Origin of the sequence: Pseudomonas sp. P7548, assembly GCF_013386585.1 — a bacterium.
GTDB lineage: Bacteria > Pseudomonadota > Gammaproteobacteria > Pseudomonadales > Pseudomonadaceae > Aquipseudomonas.
In genome coordinates this window covers 1-16,999 of record NZ_JACARO010000019.1, presented here as the reverse complement: position 1 = coordinate 16,999, position 16,999 = coordinate 1, and the positions used below count along the sequence as shown (strand labels likewise).

Genomic DNA, 16,999 nt, shown 5'->3' with positions numbered 1-16,999 from the left:
TCGCCGGCAAGCCAGCTCCTACAGGTTATGTGTTTGGGTTGAGGACCGTGTGCAACCGGGCTTTCACGGCGTCGCTGGCGGGCTGCATCGGGGCGCGTAGCTCGCAGTTGATCAACCCTTCCATGGCCAGCGCGGCCTTGACCGGTGCGGGGTTGGGCTCCATGAACATTGTGTTTATCAACGGCAACAACTGAAAAAACGTCGCCCGGGCTTCGGCCAGTTGGTTGTCCCGTACCTGCTGCCACAGCGCCACAAACTGCTCGGTGTGCACATGGGCGGAGGCGGCAATCGCGCCGCTGGCGCCCAGACACAGGGCGTTGAAGAGCTGGATGTCCTCCCCGCACAGCACATCCACCTCGCCACTGGCCAACAGCGCCAGGGTGTTGCCCAGGTTGCCGCCACAATCCTTGATCGCGACGATGCGTTGATGGGCGACGATGTTCAGCAGTGTCGCCTGCTCGAAGGTCGCGCCGGTACGGTAGGGGATGTCATACAGGATGATTGGCACGCTGGACGCATCGGCCACGGTGCGAAAGAACGCTTCCAGGCCCGCCTGGGACGGGCGGATGTAGCTGGGTGCCGGCACCAGCAGACCGGCCACCGGGCGTTTGAGGATCTGTGCCTGGAACTGCAGCAGTTCAATCTGGTTGTAGCCCGCCAGGCCCATGACCACGCGGTGTGCCGGCACCAGTTGCAGCACGGCATCGAGCACGGTCAGTTGTTCCTGGCGGCTCAGCGCAGCCGCTTCGCCGGTGGTGGTGCAGACCATGATCCCGGCCACGTGTTTTTCCAGCAGGTGGCTGACCAGCCGGCGCAGGCCGATAAAGTCGATGGCACCGTCATGGAACGGCGTGACCACGGGAACCCAGATACCTTGAAACGCTGACATGCACTTTCTCCTGATGATTGACCGCTTGAGTCACCGTCAGAAGGGCAGAGGGAATTGTGCAAAGGGGAGGGAGTCCGTCGCGCTCAATGTCCTGTCAGCTCATCTGACGGGACAGCGCGCCCCGGTCACATGAGCGACTGTTTCTTCGATTTGAGGGCGTGCGCTACGCAACCTTGCGCCTTGGCAATCAAGCCAATAGCAGAAAGGTTAGCGAACGACGTAGCAGACATAAATTGTCACACCCTGAGTAAGGCCCCCATCTTCAGGGGCGCCTGGCGAATGTGTCAAGCCCGCCGCAGCTGTTCTCGCACAAATTGCGCGACCTGCGCGGCCAGCTCCAAGTCCTCCGGCGCGCCCATGAAACCACCATGGGGCATCGCTTCGAACACATGCAATTGCGCAGGCACCTGGGCCTTGAGCAGGGCACGGTGCATGCGCACGGTGTTGGACAGGAACAGGTCCCGTGTGCCGCTTTGCAGGAAGGTGGGCGGGAAGCCTTTCGTAAAGTCACCAAACAACGGTGACAGGTACGGGTGGGTCAAATCCGCGCCATTGGCGTACAGCAGATTGGCACTCATCAATGGGTTGGGCAGCACCACATCGACGGTGCGGTTGACCTGGAAACTGTCACCCGACTCAGTCAGGTCCACCTCCGGCGACAACAGCACCAGCGCGGCCGGCAGGGGCAAGCCTTCGTCCCGGGCCCGCAGTACCATCGCTGCCGCGAGGTTGCCGCCGGCGGAGCGGCCACCCATCACGATGTGCTGCGGCGCGTGCCGGGTGAGCACATGGCGATAGGTGGCCAGGCAATCATCCAGCGCGGCCGGGTAGGGATGATCGGGTGGCATGCGGTAGTCCACGCCGTAGCAGACCAGGTCGTGCAGGTCGGCCTGCCGGGCGGCGGCCAGGCGGCAGTTTTCACCGCCGCCGAATACCAGTGCACCGCCGTGCAGATCGATGTAGGCAAAGTCAGCCACGCCGCTGGCCGGTGTCGCGACGTGGACGGTGGCGTCGCCCAGGGTGATCGTCGCCAGGCTGGCCCGTAGCGATGCTTCCTGGCCTGCGTTGGCGGCGGCGTAATGCTGGGCCACGGCACCTTGCAGGCGGCGCCAGCCGTCGTGGTCGTCGGATGAGGGCATGGCGTGCAGCGCGTTCAGCGGCACCCCGTCCGCACCCACCAGGCGCTTGAGCAGCGCCTGGGCCTCGGGGCTGATCGAGTGTGGGACGGGTAAGGTCCGTGGGTCGATCTTGACGCCGTCATTCATGGTCACTTACTCGAAGGTGTCGATACGCGAATCGGAGTAGTAGAACGGGTTCTTGTCGGTGCTCGACTCAAAGAAGTAGGCGTAGTCGGTCAGGAAGTACCAATGGCTGACGCGCTTGTACTCGTCTTTGTCGTAGGTGCATGACAAGGCCTTGGCCGTGCCCAGCAGCTTCGGGTTGAGCTCGCTGGCTTGCAGCTCGCGTTCCACCACGCAGCGGGTGAGGTTGGGCTTGCCGTAGCTGCCGACGATATTGTTGAGGGTGGCGCGGGTGAACTGGTAAATCACGGTTTCGCCCACCGGCAGGGTTTTCCAGTTACCGGTGAAGCTCAGTTGGGTCACCGTCGAGCTTTCGGCCATGCTGCCGCCGCCGTAGCTGGATTTGGTCACCAGCTCAATCAGGTTGCGCCAGCTCACCGATTGCGACTCATAGCCCTTGCCGCGGTTGGCCATGCTCAGTTGACCGCTGGGCCCGTCCTGGCTGATGAAGTATTGGCTCGACAACTCACTGGTGGTGCCTTTGTAGGTCGAGGTGCCGACCATGTGCACGTATTTGAAACTGCGGGTGGGCTTGTCCAGGTTCAACTGGGTGATCGCCGCCAGTACCTGCGGTTGTACCGACGTGAGGGCGATGGTCACTGGGGCTTTCAATCGCGGCTTGAAGGCCGGCAACGCCGCGATTTTTTCCGGGCGGGTGCAGACGTTATTGAACAGCAATTCATAGTCGGCGTTGCTGCCGGCGATCTTCTGGGGCGTCGGGAAACTGTCGACACGGCCATCGCTGACGCGGTTGTCGGCATCCATGTCGTAGCCGGCCAGTTCCTTGTAGGTGCCGGCGGCGCACGACACGGCGAAGTGCTCGCGTTTTTGCGCGTAAGGCGCGTTGTACGGCAAGTCGTTCAGCACGGACGGGTTGTCGAAGGCGGCCCAGAAACGGGTTTCGCCATTGACGTTCTTGATGCTGTTGGCGTCGATCAACACCCAGTTCTCGCGTTCGTTGGTCTGCACCAGGCGCCAGTCGGGTTTCGGCGTGTCGGCACAGGCGCGCACGAACGTCGGGTTGGTCTCCAGGGTGGCGCGCAGGTCGGCAGACAGCTTGCGTGCGCCGCTGTAGCGGCCGGCGGCGGTCGGGTAGACGCGCTGGGCACCGTCGAGGTAAAGCAGGTACAACTGCGGTGAGGAACACGCTGCCTCGAACTGCATGGTGCGGCGTACACCGGCCGTGGACTCCGGCATCAGCAATTCAAAGCTGAGGTTGTCGCCTTCGCGCACAATGCTGTTTTCCACCAGGGGCTGGGTCAGCGTGCTGGCGAACATACGGTCAACCGTGGATTTTTGGGTGGCACAACCGGCCAGTGTGGCGATGCCACCGAGCAACAACAGGGAAGAAATAACGCGCACAGAAGCCTCTTTGAGTCCATTCAGGGATGTAAGGATGACGGCAGGCAGCCCGTAATCTTTAGGCGGCAAGCCTAACGGCCACGGGTTTATCTGTATAGCCGGTTCGAAGCCGCAACCAGCTATGCCCGAGTCGCAATGGCGGCGGCGTGCGTTTGCCGAGCGGGTAGTCTTTGCAGACACTCTGGGAGAACCTCGATGATTCGACGCGCGTGTTTGGCAACGGCCCTGGCTTTTTGTGCATCGAGCGCCTTTGGCGCGTCGACCTACGACCACCTCTATGCTTTTGGCGACAGTTATTCGGACAACGGCGCGGGCGCTGCCTTCACGGCGCACTTGGTGCAGCAGAAGGTCAAGGACGCCCAGGCACTACCGGGCGAGTTGTATTGGCAGGGCCGCTGGAGCAATGGCCCGACAGCGGTGGAAGGCTTGGCGACGGCCTTGAAAGTAACACTGACCGACTATGCCGTCGGCGGCGCCAAGAGCGGCCATGGCAACTACTACGCCTGGATGATGCCGGCGCGTGACACCGGCGTGCTGGGACAAGTCGCCGATTACCTGAAGACTGCGCCGGACCACAAGGCCGACCCCAAGGCGCTGTATTTCATTTTCATCTCGGCCAACGACTTTTTCGAATGGGCCGACTTCACCCATCCCGAATCGGTCGAGGCGCTGAGTGAGGTCAGCCTGGCCAATATCCGCAAGGCCACCGAGCAATTGATTGCTGCCGGCGCCGGGCATGTGATGGTGGTGGGCACCACGGATCTGAGCCATGTCCCGGCGGTGGTGCAGGGCAATCAGGTCGAGCATGCGAAACGATACCAGCAGTTGCTCGAGCAAAAGCTGCCTGTAGCCCTGGCTGCGTTAGAGGCAAAGGTCACTTACTTTGATCACCTGGCGTTCAGCGACGCGTTGCGCGCCAACCCTGAGGCCAGCGGCTTCAAGGACCTGGATACGCCCTGCCAGGCCACTTACCCGCAGGTGAAACCGGCCTGTGCCGACCCCGATGCGCATTACTACTGGGATGAATGGCATCCCACGCGCAAGGTGCACGCCCTGGCGGCCCAGGCGATGTTGAAAACACTGAGCGCCAAGCCCTAGCGGCCGGCCACCGCCGCTTCAATCGCGGCAATGTCGATCTTGGTCATGGTCATCATCGCGTCGAAGGCACGCTTGGCGATCGCCGGGTCGGCGTGAGTGACCGCAGCGACTAATGCGCGCGGACTGATCTGCCAAGACAGGCCCCACTTGTCCTTGCACCAGCCGCAAGCGCTTGCCTGGCCGCCGTTGTCGATGATGGCATTCCACAGGCGGTCGGTCTCGGCTTGATCATCGGTGGCCACCTGGAATGAAAAAGCCTCGCTATGGGAGAACGCCGGACCGCCGTTAAGGCCCAGGCAGGGAATGCCCATCACGCTGAATTCGACGGTCAGCACGTCGCCCTGTTTGCCCGATGGGAAGTCACCGGGGGCATGGTGCACGGCGTGCACCGCGCTGTCCGGGAAGGTCTTGGCGTAGAAGGTGGCGGCTTCGAGGGCGGTGCCGTTGTACCAGAGGCATAGGGTATTTTTGTGGTTCATCGTCTGGCTCCATGGGGGGATGGGTCCATGGAGTCTAGACAATGGCTGTGCCTGCGGGCGCTACATGATGGTGTAGTCCCTGACCACGCCATTGTTGAGGTGGATGTTGAGGCGGCGGTTCTGTTGTTCGGGAGCGATGTTGTCAATGGCGGTGCGCCGCGTGTCGATGGCGTTGTCGTAGGTGTTGCCGGGGATATGGTTGGACACCAGCCCGAGCAAGTGCCGCATGGAGGCGTTGGCGGTGGTGGAAGGGGAGTAGTCCCAGGTTTCGGTGCCGTCGGATGCAATCGACTGGTTCTGCGGCTCGCCGTACATCGCCTTGAGCTGTTGGGCAGTGGTCTTGCCCGACACGATATGGGTGCGCACGTAGGTGGTGTCGAACAACGAAATGTCCGGCCCTGACTTGCCCTGGATACCGGGTATGGACAGGCCGTTGAGGCTGCTGAGGCCGTTGTTGCCACCGGCGCAGCCCGACAGCAAAACAGCAGCGACCAGTGGGGTGATGGCGTTACGAATAAGTGCACGACGGGCCATGATTTCCTCCGTTGATTCAGGGCTCTGAAACTGAGGCCAATCATAAAACGGCGAAAAAAACGCGGAAAAAATCTTCCTGTCCCAGCGTCTCAATTACTTGCCTGGCTGTCTCACGCGGGTGTCATTTGGCCCAGAATGGATCGCAGCGAAAAGCCATCATGCCGGTTCACCTGGCCCTGTTTGGCGTGTACGCCCGCCACGTCCCGGGCCTCTCGGGGGGAGTAGCCGAAAGCCTGCTTGAACGCGCGGCTGAAGTGCGCATCGCTCTTGAACCCGAACTGGAACGCCAGGCCGGAGACCCGATGCCGCGTGCCGCTGTCGCTTTGGATCATCACCCGTGCCCGGTTCAACCGGCGCTTCTGGATGTACGCTGCCACGCCGGTTTCCTGGCTGAACAACCGGTACAGGTGCGCCCGCGAAATGCCTAACTGCTTGCACAGGAAAGTGGGGGACAACTCGGGGCTGCGCAGGTGCTGTTCAATCAGGCGACGGGCACGGTTGAGCAGGGTGTGGTCGATCTCCTGCGCGGCCATGTGCAGGTTCGCCAGCGACGGCGCGATGGCGGCCGAGACCATGCCCAGGGTGGCCTGTTGCGCGTGGGGGATTTCCCCGGGCAGCAGCCGTGGCAAGCGATGTTGCAAGGCGCGCATGTGGTCGGCCAGCAACTCGCTCAAGCCGCCTTGCAGCACCTGCCCGTGCAGGTCTTTGTGGCCCAGGCCAGGCGCCAGCAGGTCGCGGGGGATGGTGAGGATCACCGTGTCGCCGGCGGTGATCAGGCAATCCAGTTCACGGGCCAGGTCGAGGATGTAGATCTGTGAATTGCCGGCCGTCAAAGTGGCGCGGCCTGCGGTGCCGTTGATCGAATGGGACAGGCCCAGGCACAGGTAGTAATGGTCGAGGTGGTCACGGCGGATCATCTGGGCCGAGCGCTTGACCCGGTAAGGCACCGGGGCGCCGGTGCCATCCCAGGCGCCGCAGCCCATCAGCAGCGCGCCCAGGTAACCGGTGGCCAGGCGGTAATTGAAGGCGGCGGCGTCCGGCTCGTTGATGGTGATATCGAAGATCGCGTTCACTTCCTCCCGCCACACGTCGAAGCGTTGGCGTGGCGGGTAGGGTTGGGTGGTAAAGGTGAACAGCGGGTTCTCCATGGCTGGCGCCCTCCATCAAAGCTGTTGTGCTATCGCCGCCTTATCGATGACTGACCAGACGTGCGCGAATTTCCCATCGATGACTTCGTAGAATACGTTTTCATCGAAGGTCACGGTCTTGCCGTTGATCGGCAGGTCGAAAAATTCACCCCTGGGGCTGACCTTGAAATTCAACCGACTGGCCACCGTGGGTGGGTCGGCCACCAGCAACTGAATGCGAAACACCAGGTCGGGGATCTCGCGAAAGTCCCGTTCGAGCATGGCGCGGTAGCCGTCAAGGCCGACGGTGATGCCGTTGTAGGTCACCTGAGGGTGCACGAAGTCCCCCAGGTGCGCCCAGTCCTGGCGGTTGAGGCAATCGATGTAGCTTTGGTAAAGGGCGGCGAGTTGATCGCGGGTCATGGGGCGCTCCTCTGTGGTTTAAAAGCGTTCGTCCAGGATGGCGGGCAACGTCAGTTCTACATGAAGGTAAGCCTGCGATCTGTCTGCTTATTGTTCGCCGGTTATTTCACCAGACAATTGCCCAAGTCCCTCGGGCGTTGAATAGAGGGTTTCCAGCGCCGCAACTTGCTCAAGTTGTTGCGGCGACAAGCTCTTTTCCTCGTGTTCCAGTTGACTGCGCATGTCTTCTTCCTGGCTCGGCGGACGCTGTTTCAGCGCAACGCGCAGGAGCGCGCACGCCTTGACCTTGCTGCGCTGAAAACCGCGGCCGGTGTCCATATTCATCGCGAGGGTCGCGGTTGAGAAGGCGTGGCCTTGTGCGGCCGCTTTCAAAAACCAACGGTTTGCCAGCGGATAGTCGACCGGCAATTTACCGCTGTCGCTATAGAGTCTGCCGAGGATGTACTGTGCATTGGCCCGGCCCTGCTCGGCAGAGCGCGTGAACCACTGCACGGCGGCGAGTGCATCAACAGGCATGCCGGTTCCGTCGAGGCTGGAGGTTCCGAGCATTTCGTAGGCGTCGGTGTTGCCAGCGTTGGCTGCCAGCGTGAGTAGACTCACGTACTGCTGAAGGTCGACCGGCGTACCCCGTCCCAATAAATAAAGGCTTGCCAGCAGCAAATGAGCGTCGACGATACCGGCGGCGCTCGCCTTGCTCGCCCAGAAAAAAGCGCGCTGGTCGTTGGTCTTTACACCCCTACCTGACGCATACAGTTTTGCGAGATGGTATTGGGCCTTGGCATGGCCTTGTTTGGCGGCTTTGCGAAACCACTTTGCGGCTTGAGCCGGATCAGCCGGTGTGTCCAGGCCATTCAGATTGGCAAATCCCAGGTAAAACTCGGCGCTCGGGAATCCCTGCTGGGCGGATTTGGTCATCCACTCAAAGCCCTTGGCGTTATCAGCCGGCACACCTTTGCCCTCAAAGAAAAAGATACCGGTCTTGTACTCGGCGAGCGCCTCGCCATTTTCGGCTGCGCGCAAGTACCAGGTTGCCGCTTTGACCGGGTCTTTAGGAAATATCACGCCTTCGTCATAGAAGCCGCCGATCAACAGGGTGAGGCTGTGCGGGTTACGCCATAGGGTGATAGAGAAGGTGATGACCAGGTAGGCCAGCAGGCCAAGAACCAGAACCCCGAGGGCAGTTGAGTAGCGGCGCACAGTCGAATCCGTTCGTGAGGTGGAGGGGCAGTGTAACGAGGTTGGCGCACGATGGCATGGGCGATGGCGAACACAAACGGTCATTGTTGGCCTGTAAGGTGTGCGGCCGAGTTTTCTTGTAGCATCCAACGCCGTTTTACATTCATGGAGAGCACATGCGGATCTACATCACCGGCGCCTCTTGCGCGGGCGTGACGACGCTGGGGCGCGCCCTCGCAACGTTGCTCGGCTTGCGACAAGTCGATGTCGATGACTTTTACTGGATGCCCACGGACCCGCCGTACACCACCAAGCGTGCGCCTGAAGATCGCGTGAGCTTGATTCAACAAACGCGCGGGGACGATGACTGGGTGCTGACGGGCTCGTGCAACGTGTGGGGTGATGTGTTGATCGCCGAGGCCGACCTCATCGTGTTTGTGGACACACCAACGCCGGTGCGCCTCAAGCGGCTGGCAGCACGTGAGCAGGCACGTTTTGGTGATCGCATCGCACCCGGTGGCGACATGCACGAGATACACGTAGCCTTTCGCGAATGGGCTTCGCAGTATGACGATCCCCACTTTTCCGGGCGCAATAGAGCGCGGCACGAAGTGTGGATTACAGAGCAGACGGTGCCTGTTCTGCGGATTGACGGGGAGGGCGCTGTTGAAGGAATGGCGGCGCAGGTGGTGGATGCTGTGGAGTCGTATAACTAGCAATCGGTTTAATCACGCTAGACGTGAAGCATGGGATGCTACTAACTACCGCTGTTAGCTATTTACCCAGGTTTTGATTCATCAAATTGTCCAGTACCGGTAACTCATTGGCTGCCTGCCATTCGTGTAAATGCTTGCATCCTTCCTCATTAACGTCTGCAAGGTTGCTGCGGGAGTCGCATACCGTGAACCAGTGCTGTCGTAGAGAGGGGTATTTTACAAAATCTTCCCGGGTAGGGGGTTGGTGAGTGGACAGGCGCAGCGCTGACAACACTAAAAGGGCAGACGCGCCGAGACCCATGGAATACTTTTTATACTTCATATCAACTTTCCGTCAATGAACTAACGAACACTGTTAAATGTTTAGGGCGCTGGGCGACTATAGAGGATAAATGGATCAGTAAAAGATCCACTTTTGACGCATTTCGTAGAACCATTGGTTTGCGATGTGTGCTAACCCCAAGCCTCAGTCACGTTGAAGGAACATCATGTGACAGCCCTATCCAAAGCGAGGCGCGGCGTTCATATCTCCTACGGCCAAGAATCGGCAGTCGGCGTCGGTTCTACCAATCGAAGCGCCTAGGCCAGGGACACTTTTTATATAGTCGCAGTGTTGAAGCATTAGGCTCGTACTGCCTGAAACACCCGACTGATCAACTCAGGGTGACTGACTTGCTGTTTCTTGGAACTCGCGCTACAACCCAAGGCACGGAAAGCACTTTGGAGACAAGGATGAGTTATCAACGCGATCAGCTTATCGGCGACGTCACCCGGCACGGTACCCTGGAAGACATTCTTCCGATTCTGGGCCCTGACTATGACTTTGCAGAAGACGTAGACCGTATCGTCATCAAGGCGGCCCATTACGGGAACGAGGTGTTGGTTCGTCAAGCACTGGACCTCGGGGCGAATGCTGCAAAAGGCGATGAGCATGGTTTCCCCCTGATCAGCGCATGCGGCTGCGGACGGCTTTCATTGGTCAAGCTGCTGTTGGAACGTGGCGCGCAGGTCAACGCTATCGGCCGGTACGGTGACACCGCCATACAATCGGCAGCCCGTAATGGCCAGATCAATGAATTGAAACTGCTGATCCAGGCCGGAGCCACCCTCGATGATGCGATGTATGCCGCCGTGGACCATCTGCGGATTCCGATGGTGAAGTTCTTGATTGAACTGGGGGCGCCCTTGGATAAGCCTGGAGACTTAGCGCTTACCCCGTTGTTGGTTGCGTGCTCCCGGGGGAAAAAGAAGGGCAGTGAAATAGCATTGTTGTTGCTTCGTGCTGGCGCCGATGCGACCTACGTGCGGGAGGAGGATGGCATGTCGGCGACAAAGTTCGCGCTGTGGGGCCAGTGTACGCAGGAGGTATTTACAGCGCTGCACCTCAACGGCGCGCCAGGCGTGGAAGACGGATTTCCCATCATCCGACTCGTATAACTGTAGTGAGCAGACTTGCCCTGCGCCGGGCGCGCCGCAATCCAAAATTGAGCGGTGCCAATCTGCCTGAAGAATCGCGGTATCTGTGTTGGCTGGCGCGAGCAAGCTCGCTCACTACAAGGAGGATCCTCCTGCGAAACCGGGTGTCTATGTGTCGGAGCGCGAACAAGGCCAGTTTACGTGGGCAAGAGCAACCCGTACCTCACTTCCGCAAGGCTAACACCGCCCCTTATCAGATTGCGCTCGCTGCCAGGTTCCTCGACGCATCCTACGTTGCGATAGAACTGAATCGCCCGTTCATTCAGCGCCAACACCCACAGCGTCACTCGCGTAAAACCTTGCTGCCGTAAATGCTGCACGCCGACGTTCCATAGCGCCCGCCCGACACCCGTTTGCCAGTACCCGGCCAAGACATAGATGGCCATGACTTCACCCGTATTGACCTCGGCGTCATCATCGCGGCTGTCTCCCACAGATACCCAACCAACCACCTGCTGGTCCTGCTCCGCCACCCATACACCGGATTCGCCCGATTCAATCGAGCGAACCCAGAGCGATTCACGCCGAGCCAGGGTGGTATCCAGCGCGCTCAAGTAGTCGGCCGGCATCAGGTCACGGTAGGCCTCTTGCCAGCTGCGGATATGCACCTGGGCAATGGCGTTTGCATCAGAGACTAGTGCCTTGCGAATCATTGAAATGCTCCTTGCCTGGCTGCTGTGAGTCCGTGCTGTTGCCCTTCAAGCATTGGCGCAAATCATGACAGTTGAAGGCTTGAGCGCAATCGTACACACCATGAGGAGCGCTAAAGATTCAGTGAAATCAATTCATTATCTATCAAGCAAAGGCTCGACCTAAAATAGCCTTAATGATTGAGACTATTAATATTGCTGAGCAAGACCAGAAGCTATCAGTCGATAAGTTCAGGTGTTGTTTCGGGTGTACGGGTGTGAAATTAAAATGAGTACAGACTTTACATTTGCTATCAAGCGCATTCAATTTGACGAACATTATCACCCCTCCGAAAACACGCGCATTACCACCAATTTCGCCAACTTGGCGCGCGGGAAGAGCCGCCAGGAAAACCTGCGCAACACCTTGCGGATGATTGATAACCGCTTCAATGCCCTGGCGCATTGGGATAACCCAAAAGGCGATCGTTATTCGGTTGAACTCGAAATCATCTCCGTCGAAATGGACGTCAATACCGACAGCACCGGTAAACCCATTCCGCTGATTGAACTATTGAAAACCAATATTATCGATCGCAAAACGGACGAGCGTATTGAAGGGATTGTAGGAAACAACTTCTCCTCCTATGTGCGCGATTATGACTTCAGCGTGCTGTTGCTGGGGCATAACAAGGACCGCGCAGGCTTCAGCACCCCCGACAATTTCGGGGACCTGCACGCCAAGCTGTTCAAGCATTTCGTGAACTCAAGCGCCTACAAGGCCAACTTCAACAAGCTGCCGGTGATCTGCCTGAGTGTGTCCAGCAGCAAGACCTACCACCGGACAGAAAACCAGCACCCTGTGCTGGGGGTGGAATACCAGCAGGACGAATACTCGCTGACAGACGAGTACTTCCAGAAAATGGGCTTGAAGGTTCGCTATTTCATGCCGCCCAACAGTGTTGCGCCGCTGGCGTTCTATTTCTCGGGTGACTTGCTGGGGGATTACACGAACCTCGAACTGATCAGCACCATCAGCACAATGGACACCTTCCAGAAGATTTACCGTCCTGAGATCTACAACGCGAATTCGGCCGCCGGTAAATCCTACCAGCCCAGTTTAAGTCACCAGGATTACTCGCTGACACTGATTGTCTATGACCGAGAAGAACGCAGTCGCCTGGCCATCGAGCAGGGGAAGTTTGTTGAAGAGAACTTCATCAAGCCTTACCAGGCTGTGCTTGAACACTGGTCCGCTCATTGCGCGCTTTGATTAATTAAACGTACAAGGTTGTTCATGATGAAAAAGTTGTTACCTACTTCAACCGCTGGCAGCTTGCCTAAACCGTCCTGGCTGGCAGAGCCAGAGAAACTCTGGTCGCCTTGGAAGTTGCAAGATGATGAGTTGGTTGAAGGCAAACAAGACGCCCTGCGTTTGGCGCTGCAAGAGCAACAACAGGCGGGCATTGATATCGTCAGTGACGGCGAGCAAACACGCCAGCACTTTGTGACGACGTTTATTGAACACCTCAGTGGCGTGGATTTCGAGAAGCGCGAGGTCGTCAGGATTCGTGATCGTTACGACGCGAGCGTTCCGACCGTGGTGGGCGCCGTTGCGCGTCAAAAGCCGGTGTTTGTTGACGATGCCAAGTTCTTGCGCCAGCAAACAGACCAGCCGATCAAATGGGCACTGCCTGGCCCGATGACCATGATCGATACGCTGTACGACAACCACTACAAGAGCCGTGAAAAACTGGCGTGGGAATTTGCCAAGATCCTCAACCAGGAAGCCCTGGAGCTGGAAGCGGCCGGTGTCGACATCATCCAGTTTGATGAGCCCGCGTTTAACGTGTTCTTTGATGAGGTAAACGACTGGGGCGTTGCCACGTTGGAGCGTGCAATCGAAGGCCTTAAATGCGAAACCGCCGTGCATATCTGCTACGGCTACGGCATCAAGGCCAATACCGATTGGAAAAAGACGCTGGGCTCGGAATGGCGTCAATATGAAGAGGCGTTCCCCAAGCTGCAAAAATCCAGCATTGATATCATTTCGCTCGAGTGCCACAACTCCCATGTGCCCATGGAGTTGATTGAGCTGATTCGCGGCAAGAAAGTGATGGTCGGCGCTATTGACGTGGCCAACCATGCCATTGAAACACCCGAGGAAGTCGCCAATACCCTGCGCAAAGCGCTGCAGTTTGTGGACGCCGACAAGCTTTACCCGTGCACGAACTGCGGCATGGCGCCTCTGCCTCGTCATGTGGCAAGAGGCAAGCTGAACGCCCTGAGCGCCGGTGCAGACATCGTTCGCAGAGAGCTGTTGAACAGAGGCTGAGCGAACGCCGGAGGAGGGCGGTGGAGTTAACCCTCGCCGGCCTTCTTCCGTGCTCACTTTGCCCGTTCGAACGCCACCGACTATTCAAGGCTTTCTATGTCACGTCTCCCTACCGCTATCGAGCCACTGCACTTTCGCGAAGCGCTTGGGCACTACGCCTCCGGTATCACGGTGATTACCTCCTACCTTGATGACGAACCGATAGGCTTTACCTGCCAGTCGTTCTACAGCGTGTCCATGAGCCCGCCGCTGGTGTCATTCAGCGTCATGTCCAGTTCGGCGAGCTATCCCAGGATTCGCCAGGCCGGTCGTTTCGCGGTCAACATTCTGTCAGGCGAACAGGTGGGTATTTCCAATCAGTTCGCTCGGCGAGGCACGGACAAATGGCACAACGTAGACTGGCATACGTCGCCGCTGGGCAATCCAATCATCGCCGGCAGCCTGCACTGGCTGGATTGTGAAATTCACGCCGAGCACGCGGCGGGTGATCACCTGATCGTGATTGGTGAAGTTAAAGCATTGAACCTGCAAGAACCTGGGGCGCAGCCGTTGCTGTACTTCAAGGGGCAGTATCGGAATATCGCTGCGCATAACGCTGTTTGAGCGCGGACCACACCTTTATCCATCACCCCATTGCAGTACCATTGGCCGACACACGGACGATGGGAAGGTCGCCTGATGGCAAGAAGTGCAAGGCTTCTAAAGAAACTTCATGCTCGACACCTGATTGAAGTCGCCACAGAGGTGGTAGGTAACGACCCTCTGGTCGAAAAACTGTGGGCGCTTGACCCCGCAGACACGGTTGCGTTGAATTCGAACACCTTCAGGTCAGATGCTGTTCGGCGTTACCGTCTGGAATACCTGATAACGCGAGGCCCTGTTCCTGGGCATTGGTTGCACAAGCCCTTCGACCCCGAAGAGTTAACACTGTTTTTCTCGGCAAAAGACTTCGCCGGTATTTGCCATGGCTGGACCTTGTTCAACGATTGACGGCGACAGAACTGGCGCTTAGAACCGTTACGTGTTTAGGGGGCGGTGTTCATCGTGGTGTGGCGGTCTGCTTTGGTGAAGGGGTGGGTAGTGTTTGCAGGCATTGTAAGGCCCAGTATTTCACGGCAGGTAGTACACCTTCGTCGTTAATCACGGTGTGCAACAGCTCAATCATCCTGAGCCGGTGCTGTTTGCTTTTCTTAATGGCCAGCTCCCACACCTGGTCTGGATATCTCAGCGTGGGCCGCTCCGGAATATTGCATTCGATGGTTTTTCCGGACTGTGTCCAGAGCAAGTTTGCGACATAGGCGGGAACGTAGCAGCTGTTGTTGTTCACGGTCTCGATCTTTGAGAAGACCTGCACCAGCCACGGCGCGGCCATGCGCAGCCGGTTGCGAGGCTTGATAGATGGCTCGAACAGGTCGCTTTCTGCAAGTTCTGGCGGATCGGCTCGCATCGTTACGCCAACATGAGCCGACCACATGCTTTGGGCTTCACGTAGCACGTCCTGCGAAATGGTCAGGCTTTTCTCAAAGAGCGCTTCAAACCAGCGCTCCGCCTCGGCAAAGCCCCTCTCGTGGTCGTCCAACTCGTATGCAGCTTCTTCCCAGCCGCCACTGGGCTCTGCTTCAAACCAGAGCCCATTTCGAGAAAAGTTTGCCGACGAGACCAGCGCTGCATGCTCAAACAGGGAAACCTTTGCATGAAGGTTGGGGAGGTGGCGAATCTCTGTGTTCGGCCGCTCAAGAAGCGCCTGGATAACCGTTGGATTGGTGCCGCCAGTCGAGAGGTTGCATAGGATCCTGTACTGCCTGTCGTTTCGAATCAGGCCTTCGGCGCCGTCGCCCCAAAAGGCAACTGCCAGTTTGATAGGGCGCTCGGGGCTCTGTGCCTCGCTCAAGCACGTGAGTGCGTGGTGTATGGCGCTGGCATTTGCGATGAACATACTCACTCCATGAGTCGGTCAATTGCGGTCGCTTAGGGGCGGACGGGTTTAGCCGCAAGCCTAGACGATCCAGAGCGATTGGGCGTGCCGTGGATTTTAATAAAAGCCTGCAGTGACGGAGTTCTACGGCACGGTCACTTGAACGGGCATAATTGCGGTCTGCCTGCCCACTGGGAATCCTGCACCCCATGCAACCGCTCGAATTCACCGTCCCCTTCGAAAACCACACGCTGCACGCTGATATCCTGACAGGCGAACGCAACCCTCATCTGTTTTGCTTTCACGGCGGCGGTACGCGCTGCCGCTCGGTGTTCGCGGACGTGCGACACACTCTGCATGGACAGGGCATTGGCTCCACGGCCCTGGACTGCATCGGTCATGGGCAAACTGGTGGTGTGTTCGCCGACTCTTCCCTTCACCGGCGCGAGCAGCAGGCGCTATCCGTGATTCGGCACAGCGGGGTGCGGCCCAGCGCCTTGATCGGCATCAGCATGGGGGCCTATAACGCGGTGCGGTTGAGTGAAACCCTGGAAGCCCAGACGTTGGTTCTGGTGGTGCCGGGCATCTACACCCCAGAGGCTTACAAGGTACCGTTTGGCCCTTTGTTTTCGGCGATCATCCGCCAGCACCGCAGCTGGGCCGATAGCGATGCGTGGGATATTCTCAGCCGGTTCAAAGGCCGGCTGCTGGTGATCGCCGGGGAGCAGGACGACGTCATCCCGCTGGAAATCCCCGAGCGGCTGTTGGATGCAGCGACCCACGCCCAAGACAAGGCGTTGCTGGTCATTCCCGACGCGGGCCATAACGGGCTGATGCCGCTCATTCAGCAACAGCCGTAATGGCTCGCAGCAATCACCACGCGTGTGGCATCAAGCGCTTGAGTGCCTTCGGGTTCAAGCCCGGCGCGCCATCAGCAGCACCGTCGCCGCCGCCGACAACAGCCCCGCGCAGCAACGGTTGAAAATCCGCTTGCCACGGGGCTCGGCAAACCAGCGACGCATGTGCAGGCCCATGTAGGCGTAGGCACTGATGGCAATCCATTCCAGTGCCAGGAACATCGCACCCAACAGGGCGAATTGCGGCGTGATCGGCTGGCCCGGCACCACGAATTGCGGGAGGAATGCGGTGAAGATCAGGATGGCCTTTGGGTTGCCCGCCGCCACCAGAAACTCCTGACGCGCCAGCGCCCACAATCCCACCTTGGCCGTAGCCGATTCCGCCTCTGCCTGGGGATTGGCCCGCCACAACTGGAAGGCCAGGTAAAACAGATACGCCGCCCCCAGAATCTTGATCCCGTAGAACAACAGCTCCGAGGTTTGCAGCACCACCGCCAAACCCGCAGATGCCAGCGCGATCATTCCGGCGAAGGCCAGCAGGCGCCCGATACCCGCCAGGCACGAAGTGCGGTAGCCGTAGCGGGTGGAGTTGCTCACCGACAACAGGTTGTTCGGGCCGGGCGCCATGTTCAGGGCGAAGCAGGCGGGGAGGAAAAGGGAGAGGGTGGCGAGGTCCATGGCG

At 58.9% G+C, this 16,999-nt stretch carries 20 protein-coding genes; 8 read left to right on the top strand and 12 right to left on the bottom strand.

The window, feature by feature from the left end:
* Nucleotides 1-25 precede the first annotated feature (25 nt).
* The 3 genes from dapA to HX803_RS11160 all read right to left on the bottom strand — a co-directional run bounded on the left by dapA (nucleotide 26) and on the right by HX803_RS11160 (nucleotide 3,552).
* On the bottom strand, nucleotides 26-889 hold the full coding sequence (gene dapA / locus HX803_RS11170) for a 4-hydroxy-tetrahydrodipicolinate synthase (protein ID WP_178920527.1): 864 nt from the start codon (nucleotides 887-889) through the stop codon (nucleotides 26-28).
* A 284-nt stretch (nucleotides 890-1,173) separates the two neighbouring features.
* A complete protein-coding gene (locus HX803_RS11165) occupies nucleotides 1,174-2,154 on the bottom strand; it encodes an alpha/beta hydrolase (RefSeq protein WP_178920525.1) in 981 nt (326 codons plus the stop codon).
* A gap of 6 nt (nucleotides 2,155-2,160) precedes the next feature.
* Nucleotides 2,161-3,552, bottom strand: coding sequence for a hypothetical protein (locus HX803_RS11160; protein ID WP_178920524.1), 1,392 nt, complete (start codon nucleotides 3,550-3,552; stop codon nucleotides 2,161-2,163).
* 195 nt (nucleotides 3,553-3,747) lie between these two features.
* Here HX803_RS11160 and HX803_RS11155 point away from each other — a divergent pair, with 195 nt between their 5' ends.
* Nucleotides 3,748-4,650 (top strand): SGNH/GDSL hydrolase family protein, encoded by a 903-nt coding sequence (locus HX803_RS11155; protein WP_178920522.1) that lies wholly within the window; start codon nucleotides 3,748-3,750, stop codon nucleotides 4,648-4,650.
* Here HX803_RS11155 and HX803_RS11150 read toward each other — a convergent pair.
* The 5 genes from HX803_RS11150 to HX803_RS11130 all read right to left on the bottom strand — a co-directional run bounded on the left by HX803_RS11150 (nucleotide 4,647) and on the right by HX803_RS11130 (nucleotide 8,410).
* Complete coding sequence (locus HX803_RS11150) at nucleotides 4,647-5,129, bottom strand: VOC family protein (protein WP_178920520.1); 483 nt, start codon at nucleotides 5,127-5,129, stop codon at nucleotides 4,647-4,649. The two genes, HX803_RS11155 and HX803_RS11150, sit on opposite strands and share 4 nt — an antisense overlap.
* 60 nt (nucleotides 5,130-5,189) lie before the next feature.
* Nucleotides 5,190-5,663 (bottom strand): hypothetical protein, encoded by a 474-nt coding sequence (locus tag HX803_RS11145; RefSeq protein WP_176995906.1) that lies wholly within the window; start codon nucleotides 5,661-5,663, stop codon nucleotides 5,190-5,192.
* A 110-nt stretch (nucleotides 5,664-5,773) separates the two neighbouring features.
* Complete coding sequence (locus HX803_RS11140) at nucleotides 5,774-6,811, bottom strand: helix-turn-helix domain-containing protein (protein WP_178920518.1); 1,038 nt, start codon at nucleotides 6,809-6,811, stop codon at nucleotides 5,774-5,776.
* A gap of 15 nt (nucleotides 6,812-6,826) precedes the next feature.
* The gene (locus HX803_RS11135) at nucleotides 6,827-7,213 is read right to left on the bottom strand and encodes an ester cyclase (protein ID WP_178920517.1); all 387 of its coding nucleotides are present in this window, start codon (nucleotides 7,211-7,213) and stop codon (nucleotides 6,827-6,829) included.
* An 87-nt stretch (nucleotides 7,214-7,300) separates the two neighbouring features.
* Nucleotides 7,301-8,410 (bottom strand): tetratricopeptide repeat protein, encoded by a 1,110-nt coding sequence (locus HX803_RS11130; protein ID WP_178920516.1) that lies wholly within the window; start codon nucleotides 8,408-8,410, stop codon nucleotides 7,301-7,303.
* Between the two features lie 155 nt (nucleotides 8,411-8,565).
* On the opposite strand from HX803_RS11130, the gene HX803_RS11125 reads away from it, so the two are divergent.
* On the top strand, nucleotides 8,566-9,105 hold the full coding sequence (locus HX803_RS11125; RefSeq protein WP_178920515.1) for an AAA family ATPase: 540 nt from the start codon (nucleotides 8,566-8,568) through the stop codon (nucleotides 9,103-9,105).
* Between the two features lie 58 nt (nucleotides 9,106-9,163).
* On the opposite strand, the gene HX803_RS11120 is transcribed toward HX803_RS11125, so the two are convergent.
* A complete protein-coding gene (locus HX803_RS11120) occupies nucleotides 9,164-9,427 on the bottom strand; it encodes a hypothetical protein (RefSeq protein WP_178920514.1) in 264 nt (87 codons plus the stop codon).
* A gap of 410 nt (nucleotides 9,428-9,837) precedes the next feature.
* Between HX803_RS11120 and HX803_RS11115 the strand changes: the two genes are divergently transcribed.
* Complete coding sequence (locus tag HX803_RS11115; protein ID WP_178920513.1) at nucleotides 9,838-10,542, top strand: ankyrin repeat domain-containing protein; 705 nt, start codon at nucleotides 9,838-9,840, stop codon at nucleotides 10,540-10,542.
* Between the two features lie 176 nt (nucleotides 10,543-10,718).
* On the opposite strand, the gene HX803_RS11110 is transcribed toward HX803_RS11115, so the two are convergent.
* Nucleotides 10,719-11,234: a GNAT family N-acetyltransferase gene (locus HX803_RS11110; protein ID WP_178920512.1), complete on the bottom strand. Its 516-nt coding sequence runs from the start codon at nucleotides 11,232-11,234 to the stop codon at nucleotides 10,719-10,721.
* Between the two features lie 265 nt (nucleotides 11,235-11,499).
* Here HX803_RS11110 and HX803_RS11105 point away from each other — a divergent pair, with 265 nt between their 5' ends.
* The 4 genes from HX803_RS11105 (at nucleotide 11,500) to HX803_RS11090 (ending at nucleotide 14,535) form a co-directional block, all read left to right on the top strand.
* Nucleotides 11,500-12,483, top strand: coding sequence for a DUF1852 domain-containing protein (locus tag HX803_RS11105; protein WP_178920511.1), 984 nt, complete (start codon nucleotides 11,500-11,502; stop codon nucleotides 12,481-12,483).
* A 27-nt stretch (nucleotides 12,484-12,510) separates the two neighbouring features.
* On the top strand, nucleotides 12,511-13,545 hold the full coding sequence (locus HX803_RS11100; protein WP_178920510.1) for a methionine synthase: 1,035 nt from the start codon (nucleotides 12,511-12,513) through the stop codon (nucleotides 13,543-13,545).
* Between the two features lie 96 nt (nucleotides 13,546-13,641).
* The gene (locus HX803_RS11095) at nucleotides 13,642-14,148 is read left to right on the top strand and encodes a flavin reductase family protein (protein WP_178920509.1); all 507 of its coding nucleotides are present in this window, start codon (nucleotides 13,642-13,644) and stop codon (nucleotides 14,146-14,148) included.
* A 75-nt stretch (nucleotides 14,149-14,223) separates the two neighbouring features.
* A complete protein-coding gene (locus tag HX803_RS11090) occupies nucleotides 14,224-14,535 on the top strand; it encodes a hypothetical protein (RefSeq protein ID WP_178920508.1) in 312 nt (103 codons plus the stop codon).
* A gap of 49 nt (nucleotides 14,536-14,584) precedes the next feature.
* On the opposite strand, the gene HX803_RS11085 is transcribed toward HX803_RS11090, so the two are convergent.
* Nucleotides 14,585-15,481, bottom strand: a complete 897-nt coding sequence (locus HX803_RS11085) for a phospholipase D family protein (protein WP_178920506.1) — start codon at nucleotides 15,479-15,481, stop codon at nucleotides 14,585-14,587.
* Nucleotides 15,482-15,669: 188 nt separating this feature from the next.
* Between HX803_RS11085 and HX803_RS11080 the strand changes: the two genes are divergently transcribed.
* Nucleotides 15,670-16,320 (top strand): alpha/beta fold hydrolase, encoded by a 651-nt coding sequence (locus tag HX803_RS11080; RefSeq protein ID WP_178920504.1) that lies wholly within the window; start codon nucleotides 15,670-15,672, stop codon nucleotides 16,318-16,320.
* 54 nt (nucleotides 16,321-16,374) lie between these two features.
* Here the strand turns inward: HX803_RS11080 and HX803_RS11075 are convergent, their stop codons facing one another.
* Nucleotides 16,375-16,995 carry a LysE family translocator gene (locus HX803_RS11075; RefSeq protein WP_178920529.1) on the bottom strand — a complete coding sequence of 207 codons (621 nt, stop codon included), beginning with the start codon at nucleotides 16,993-16,995 and terminating at the stop codon, nucleotides 16,375-16,377.
* Nucleotides 16,996-16,999 lie beyond the last annotated feature (4 nt).